The sequence below is a fragment of the Pseudoalteromonas sp. S3785 genome (genome assembly GCF_005887365.1).
Classification (GTDB): domain Bacteria; phylum Pseudomonadota; class Gammaproteobacteria; order Enterobacterales; family Alteromonadaceae; genus Pseudoalteromonas.
This window is the reverse complement of record NZ_PNCT01000073.1, coordinates 23216-31059: the sequence shown is the minus strand read 5'-3', so window position 1 is coordinate 31059 and position 7844 is coordinate 23216. Positions and strand designations below refer to the sequence as shown.

Annotated in this window: 9 protein-coding genes; 3 read left to right on the top strand and 6 right to left on the bottom strand. The window is 40.3% G+C overall.

What is annotated here, in order from left to right:
- Positions 1–580: 580 nt before the first annotated feature.
- Both CWC17_RS16520 and CWC17_RS16515 read left to right on the top strand, forming a co-directional pair.
- On the top strand, positions 581–1465 hold the full coding sequence (locus CWC17_RS16520) for a LysR family transcriptional regulator (protein WP_055014901.1): 885 nt from the start codon (positions 581–583) through the stop codon (positions 1463–1465).
- 244 nt (positions 1466–1709) lie between these two features.
- Positions 1710–2330, top strand: a complete 621-nt coding sequence (locus CWC17_RS16515; protein ID WP_138614080.1) for a 2OG-Fe(II) oxygenase — start codon at positions 1710–1712, stop codon at positions 2328–2330.
- Between the two features lie 62 nt (positions 2331–2392).
- Here the strand turns inward: CWC17_RS16515 and ubiA are convergent, their stop codons facing one another.
- Both ubiA and CWC17_RS16505 read right to left on the bottom strand, forming a co-directional pair.
- On the bottom strand, positions 2393–3271 hold the full coding sequence (gene ubiA / locus CWC17_RS16510) for a 4-hydroxybenzoate octaprenyltransferase (protein WP_055020109.1): 879 nt from the start codon (positions 3269–3271) through the stop codon (positions 2393–2395).
- Positions 3268–3801 (bottom strand): chorismate--pyruvate lyase family protein, encoded by a 534-nt coding sequence (locus tag CWC17_RS16505; protein ID WP_055014899.1) that lies wholly within the window; start codon positions 3799–3801, stop codon positions 3268–3270. The genes ubiA and CWC17_RS16505 overlap by 4 nt, the downstream gene beginning before the upstream one ends.
- Before the next feature lie 154 nt (positions 3802–3955).
- On the opposite strand from CWC17_RS16505, the gene CWC17_RS16500 reads away from it, so the two are divergent.
- Positions 3956–4354, top strand: a complete 399-nt coding sequence (locus CWC17_RS16500) for a flagellar basal body-associated protein FliL (RefSeq protein ID WP_055014898.1) — start codon at positions 3956–3958, stop codon at positions 4352–4354.
- Positions 4355–4356: 2 nt separating this feature from the next.
- On the opposite strand, the gene glpG is transcribed toward CWC17_RS16500, so the two are convergent.
- The 4 genes from glpG to CWC17_RS16480 form a co-directional block, all read right to left on the bottom strand.
- Positions 4357–5178: a rhomboid family intramembrane serine protease GlpG gene (gene glpG / locus CWC17_RS16495; RefSeq protein ID WP_138541789.1), complete on the bottom strand. Its 822-nt coding sequence runs from the start codon at positions 5176–5178 to the stop codon at positions 4357–4359.
- Positions 5175–5492 (bottom strand): thiosulfate sulfurtransferase GlpE, encoded by a 318-nt coding sequence (gene glpE / locus CWC17_RS16490; protein WP_055014974.1) that lies wholly within the window; start codon positions 5490–5492, stop codon positions 5175–5177. Before glpE ends, glpG begins: the two co-directional genes overlap by 4 nt.
- A gap of 66 nt (positions 5493–5558) precedes the next feature.
- Positions 5559–6584, bottom strand: a complete 1026-nt coding sequence (gene tdh, locus CWC17_RS16485) for an L-threonine 3-dehydrogenase (RefSeq protein WP_055014896.1) — start codon at positions 6582–6584, stop codon at positions 5559–5561.
- 48 nt (positions 6585–6632) lie between these two features.
- Complete coding sequence (locus CWC17_RS16480) at positions 6633–7829, bottom strand: glycine C-acetyltransferase (RefSeq protein ID WP_055014895.1); 1197 nt, start codon at positions 7827–7829, stop codon at positions 6633–6635.
- Between the last annotated feature and the right edge of the window lie 15 nt (positions 7830–7844).

The window sequence follows — 7844 nt, the reverse complement described above, 5'->3', positions numbered from 1 at the left end:
GCTAAGTAAATGCCGAGCAACAAAGAGTAAATAGCCCCTAGGAAGAACCCTTTGGGCAGCGCCTGTTTGGCATTAATGCTACGTTATCGCCCAATTATGGGGAATAACCACACTACTTAGGCTCTGCCTTGCCTAAACACCAAACAGACTGCTGCAAATTTAACCTTGAAAGATTAACAGACCCTAATACTTTAAGTTACTATGCATCATATCATTACAAATCACTAAGTAAGATTTTCGTATAGCCTTTTTTCTGGCATACTTTTTTATTAATTGATGCTAAATTATGTCTAAAGTATTACTTTTGTACGCTACAAAGAGCCTAAGTTGTTGTATTTAATATTACTTGCTCATTTAACCTAGTTTAAAATAGAGTAATAAATCACTATAACTAAGCCTAATTGGTAATACTTTTAAATGCGTCTTCTCTTTAAATAATACTAAAAGAGGGATATGCTGAGGCAAATATGTCATAAATTTGCAAACACAGTTATATATTAGGCTTCGCTTATAAGCGCTTGAATCTAATATTATTGATGTTCGCGGCACACGCGACTTACTTATAAAAAGGGACTATAAAGTGAGATTTGAACAGTTAGAACAATTTGTAGCGCTTGGTGTGCTACGCCACTTCAGACAAGCAGCCGAACAAACTCAAATAAGCACATCAGCGCTCACACGTAGCATTCAAACCTTAGAAGACGAAATGGGGTACGAACTGGTGAAACGCTCAACCCGTTCAGTCAAATTAACACCCGAAGGTGAGCTGTTTCTTGATTACGCCAAAAATACCCTTGCCGAACTTGAGCATACAAAAAAAAGAATTTCTCAATCTGTTAATGGCAATTCAGATGAAAAATTAGTGATTGGCTATACCAATAAAGCCAGTAGTGTAGTGCCCGTATCATGCGGACAGTTTTTAGCGCAATACCCACATGTAAAAATAGAAATGCAATTGCAAGAACAACATGAACTTGCAAGAAAGCTACAAGAGGGTGAAATTGATATTAGTGTTTATTCGCAGGCTATTAACAGCATAGGCAGCGACATACACCTACCGGACCAACTGGTGTTGTTTGTTTCTAAACACCACCCGCTAGCGAATAAAAGCGATATCAGCAAACACGATTTAGACAGTTACCCTATGTATGGCTGTTTTTCTCAGTCTAAACAGGTCCAAAGCATGCTTAACGAAGCTATCGATATGCTCAATAAATCAGCGAGTATTAAAGTAGGTAGCATTGAGCAAGTAATGTCAGGGCTGGTTAAGTCAGATCACTTTGCTATTGCAAGTATTGAACACGCCAATACGCTTGCTGAGCACACAGAGCTTGTACAGCTAAAAACAAATAAAGACTTAAGCCACGAACAACTTGTTGTACAAACAAGCCAACAAGCAGCGGTTGGCGAACACATTGACCATTTATTATCGCTTATCAAAAAAGCATCTACCGCGATTAATTAATCCAAGGAAAATAGCATCCAGCGTTGCCCTTAAGCTTTTAAGGGCAGCCCGTTTAGTCAATCTTTCACTGTTCTACTCTTCTTTTTGCCAAGGCCTGCAGCACAGTAGCCTAACCTCAAAAGCACTTTTCGTTTATATGCTTACGTGGGAGGTTTTTTATTTGCTTTAGTAGCGCAGCACAAACCATTAGCTATTAAATTTTTTTAGGCTACACTGTCGCACCTTTTTTAATCAACAGACATGAATGAACACACTTTTTAGTCCTGATGTTTATTTAGATGCAATAAAAACCCACGGCTATGTTGTTATCCCTAACGCACTTATTAATGAGCTAGTAGAGAGTTTAATGGCCGATTGCCACCGTATAAACCCGCATTTTAGCCTTGCAGGTATTGGCCGCTTAAACGATTTAAAAATAGATAAAACTATCCGTAAAGATAAAACCTATTGGTTTGATGGCAGCTCGCAAGCCCAACTAACTTATCAAGCTCTAATGGAAAGTATAAAGACAACATTTAATCGTCAGTTTTTTATGGGGTTATTTGACTACGAATGCCATTATGCAAAATATACAAATGGGGATTTTTATAAAAAGCACTTAGATGCGTTTAAAGGGCGTTCTAACCGCGTATTTACAACAGTACTTTATTTAAATACGCCCGAGCAAGGTGGCGAGCTTGTTATATACAAACCAAAAAGTAAGCACATCGAAATAATAATTAAACCCACCGCAGGGACACTCGTTATGTTTGAAAGCGAGCGATTTGCACACGAGGTATTACCTGCCATTAATGAGCGTTACTCTATTACTGGCTGGTTTAGAAAGAACGCGTCAATAAGTGGGGTAATTGATCCCCCACGATAAAAAAACATAGCCACAACAACTAGTGGCTATGCTGAGGTTAAATTAATAACGTTGAGATGAAATTAACGCGCAAATACAAATGACAAGAACAAGCCAATAAAAATGGCTAATCCAACATAGTGATTATTTAAAAACGCTTTAAAACATGCATCACGCGCACGTTTATGAATAAGCACTTGCTGATAAATAAGTAACCCAGCGGCAGTACATAAACCAGCAACAAACGCCAAGCCTAGCTGATTAATTAAGCCAATAAGTGCCAACAGCGCTATAAAATTTGCGTTTAATAAAAATATAATGTGACGGTCGTATTTACCAAACAAAATAGCAGTAGATTTAACCCCTATTTTTAAATCATCATCCCTGTCGACCATGGCATACATAGTATCGTACGCTACCGTCCAACAAATATTTGCGGTAAATAACAGCCATGCCTGCAGCGGCAATGTGTCAATTGATGCCATATATGCCATAGGTATTGCCCAACCAAATGCAGCGCCTAAGACCACCTGTGGAAGGTGCGTATAACGTTTCATAAATGGGTAGCAAAAAGCCAGTGCCAACGCCCCAAATGACAATAAAATAGTGTTGATGCTAAGTAGCAATACTAGTACAAAGGCGATGGCTATGAGTAATACAAATAAACTCAATGCTTCACCGGCGCTTACTTGTCCGGTGGCTAAAGGACGCCCTGCTGTACGCTTAACTGAGCCGTCTATTTTTCTATCAGCAAAATCATTTATAACGCAGCCAGCACTGCGCATAACAATTACGCCTAAGGTAAATACAATAAAGTTAACTAGACTAGGCATACCACTGTTTGCAAGCCATAGCGCCCAATAAGTAGGCCACAGTAATAATAATGTACCTATAGGCTTATCAACGCGCATAAGTTGAATATAAAAAGGGCTATGCTGTAATTGCAAAGGGGCTAATTTCATGAGTACAAATAGGCTCCGGGTAAAAATACTTCGCACACTAAAAAGTGGTAATCATTAATAGAAAACACACTACGGCGGCCTAGTAACGGGCGCATGGTTAAATTCAACTCTTTAACAAGTGACTGCAGTGCATGCTCTGAGTCAAAGCGTCCTACTTCAATATTGCTGCGGGTAAGTTCAGGGTGTTGAAAAATAACATCGCCTAAAGGGCGTGCCCCCATATTATGCAGTGTTGTTTGTGTACTTGGCAGCCAGCTTTGGGCATACACCATAGGTGCATTGTCACACAATAAAAGCACCTCACGCTTAAGTGCTTTATTTGTGTTTGAACCAAGTAATTGCTGCTGTGCATCGCTTAAAGTAAAAGTTTGCTCATTGAGCACTTTTACACTAAAACTTTGTGCATTACTTTTTAATTTAGCGGTTAACGAATGTGGCTCAAATAGCCACTCTTGCTCTAACTCAGATAAGTTATTTACCAAAGATGCACATTGCCAATTGGCAGATATAGAAAGCGGAAATGTAATCACAATAGCTCAATAAAATAAAAACCAAGACGATGATAACATTGCCGAAGCATTTGAAAAAGTGATGTTTTACTGGCGATAAATAATTGTAGAAGCTGTTTATTAAGCGCTATTAAGTATAAACTATTTGTATTAAGAAAATGGAAACACACTAAAGATGAAAAAAATAGTATACGCAGGTTTTTTAGCACTATGCCTAAGCTGTTTTAGCTTCTGGGCAAAAGCACAATCCACAGTGGGTTATTTTGGTTTTGAGCCAGATATAATTACCAATTACATAGGTGCCTCAAGTAAAAAAATGGGCTATGTACGCGTGACTATAGACTTAATGCTTAGCAATAACGCAGACATTGCAATTGTAGAGCATCACACTCCACTTTTACGCGATGCATTAGTAGAAATACTCTCAAAAGAGCCTGAAGAAAAAATAAAGTCGCTTACTGGGCGTGAAGAAATTAGAGCAAAGTGTGCCGAAAAATTAAAAAGCCTGTTAAAAGAAGAAACAGGCCAAGAGATTATCCGTGAAGTATTATTTACTAAGTACTTATACCATTAAGCTCACGTTTTTTTAGCATTAAATAAATGAGCGGTTACGGCGTAAGCCATGCCGCTTAAAAGCCCACCTAAATGCGCCCAATTAGCCATACCAACAAACAAAACATCTGCAAAGCCAAGTATTAGCCAAATTAACATAAAGCCAACAATCGCTGTGCTCACTAGCGCAGGCTGCTTAGGGTTTAAATAGCCGTGAATCCAACAAAAGCCCAATAACCCATACACAACACCGCTTAACCCGCCGAAATTGGGACCCACGATTATAAACTGGGCCCAGTTACTAATCAGTGCAGTAACCACAAATAACCCGACTAAACTGAGCTTACCGCATTGTTTTTCAATATTATCGCCAAGCGACATCCACCAAATTAGGTTAAATACAATGTGCATTGCACTAAAATGAACAAGTGCCGGCGTAAACCAGTTCAGTGGTTGGCTCGGGTTAAACTGCAAAGCAGTGTATATTTGCTCAAAGCCACCCAATAAAAATGCACAGTAAATAGCAACGCTTACAATACTGACGGTTTTATTCAGCCAGCTTAGTGCTTTAAAGCGCGCTACTAAATTAAGCGACTGCCCTTGATACGTTAAGCCAGATTGTGTGCTGCCAACATCCCAAGAAGCTTGTTGATAGCGCTCATGATTTGGGTTTTGTACAAACTCCGCCCATAGCGGTTGCACCTGATGAAAATGTTCAGGCTTAACGCTTATAACCACATTGCTGCCATCAGGTGAGTGTAACTGCCCTTCTAAGCCTTGGCTTTTTAAGTAGTCTATAAACCCTTGCGCAGCGCGTGGGTTATTTAAGCTACCTAATTCAATCATCGCTCTACTTGCTCGCTGTAAGCCGCTTCCCAAGCAGTAAAGCCACCATCCATGCTGTAAACATCTTCAAAACCCTGCTCGACTAGGTAGCTCGCCGCACCTTGTGAGCTCATACCGTGGTAGCAAACAATAATAATGGGCTGATCAAACTCTTTTTCCATCATAAATTGAGCTATATTGGCATTTGAAAGCGCTTCAGAGCCAGGGATATGCCCTGCTTGGTACGAGTTAGGATCGCGTATATCTGCAATTACTACGTCTTCTTTATCAAGTAGCTCATGTGTTTGTTCTATAGATATATGTTTAAAAGCCATTAAAATCTCTTTATAAATTAAATAAAAAAAGGCGGCCACAGCCGCCCTTCTTGTAATTTTGTAGAATTAATCCCAGTTTAAAATTACTTTTCCTGACTGACCTGAGATCATCATATCAAAGCCAGCTTGGAAGTCATCTACAGAATACTGATGCGTAATGATTGGATCTAAATTAAGGCCAGACTGAATCAAACTTGCCATTTTGTACCAAGTTTCAAACATCTCGCGGCCATATATACCTTTTATTACTAAGCCCTTAAAGATTACTTGGTTCCAATCTACTGCCATATCTGAAGGTGGAATACCTAACATGGCAATTTTACCACCGTGGTTCATGTTATTAAGCATAGAATTGAATGCGCTTGGTACGCCTGACATTTCAAGGCCAATATCAAAACCTTCTGTCATGCCCAGGTCATTCATTACATCTTCTAACTTATCATTGGCAACGTTAACGGCACGAGTAGCGCCCATTTTACGCGCAAGCTCAAGACGGTATTCGTTAACATCGGTAATCACAACATGGCGAGCCCCCACGTGCTTAGCTACGGCTGCTGCCATAATACCAATTGGCCCTGCTCCCGTAATAAGTACATCTTCGCCCACTAAATCAAACGATAAAGCTGTGTGCACTGCATTGCCAAACGGGTCAAAAATAGACGCCAACTCATCAGAAATATTGTCGGGAATTTTGAACGCATTAAAGGCAGGAATCACTAAGTACTCTGCAAATGCACCTTCACGGTTAACGCCCACGCCGGTGGTATTTCGGCATAGATGTACACGACCAGCACGACAGTTGCGACAATGCCCACAGGTAATATGACCTTCGCCGGATACGCGATCACCCACTGCAAAACCGCGTACTTCTTGGCCCATATCAACCACTTCGCCTACGTATTCGTGGCCAACAACCATAGGCGTAGGAATAGTTTTACTCGCCCATTCGTCCCATTTGTAAATATGAACGTCGGTGCCGCAAATTGCCGTTTTACGAATTTTAATAAGTAAATCGTTATGGCCAACTTCAGGCTTTGGCGCATCTGTCATCCAGATACCCGGCTCTGCTTTTAATTTAGATAATGCTTTCATAGTTAACACTCAACTAAAAACCAAGGACTGACCTCGGCTTATAAAAATTTAAATTACACCCATTTCTTTACCAATACGGGTAAAGGCTGCAATAGCGGTATCTAGCTGTTCAATGCTGTGTGCAGCAGAGATTTGTGTACGAATACGCGCTTGACCTTTTGGCACAACGGGGAACGAAAACCCAGTTACATAAATGCCTTCTGCAAGTAGCTTGTCTGCCATTAGTGACGCTACTTTTGCATCGCCAAGCATGACAGGAATAATGGCATGATCTTTACCCGCACAGGTAAAGCCAGCAGCTTCCATTTGCTCACGAAAATATTTTGCATTAGACCAAAGTTTAGCGCGTAACTCGCCACCATTTTCAAGCATTTCGAGCACTTTAATAGACGCTGTCACAATTGAAGGCGCTAAGGAATTTGAAAATAAATAAGGACGAGAACGCTGACGCAGCCATTCAACAATTTCTTTTTTACCTGATGTATAACCGCCTGATGCACCGCCCAACGCCTTACCGAGCGTACCGGTAATAATATCTACGCGGTCAAGCACATTACAGTACTCAGGGGTGCCTTTACCATTTTCGCCAACAAAGCCTACTGCATGCGAGTCATCAACCATCACTAATGCATCGTACTTATCAGCTAAATCGCACACAGCCTCAAGGTTACAAATTACACCATCCATTGAAAACACGCCGTCGGTGGCGATTAATTTTGTTTTAGCGCCGGCTTCATCAGCTGCAATTAATTGTTTTTCAAGATCCACCATGTCGTTATTAGCATAACGAAAGCGTTTAGCTTTACATAAGCGAACACCATCAATAATTGATGCGTGATTGAGAGAGTCAGAAATAATAGCATCTTCAGCGCCTAAAATAGTTTCAAATAGGCCCGCGTTAGCATCAAAACAAGACGAATATAAAATGGTGTCTTCGGTTTCTAAAAACTCACTAATTTTTTGCTCTAGTGTTTTATGGATATCTTGCGTGCCACAGATAAAACGTACTGAGGCAACACCAAAGCCATGGTCGTCTAAACCATCTTGCGCAGCTTTAATTAATTCTGGGCTATTTGCTAAACCTAAGTAATTGTTAGCACAAAAATTAATAACTTTATCGCCAGACGCAACCTCTATCTGAGCTTGTTGCTGCGAGGTAATAATACGCTCACTTTTATACAAACCTTGCGCTTTAACGTCTTCGATTTGCTCTTGTAGTTGGCTAAAAAAAGCAGATGCTCTCATCTGTAGTCTCCAATT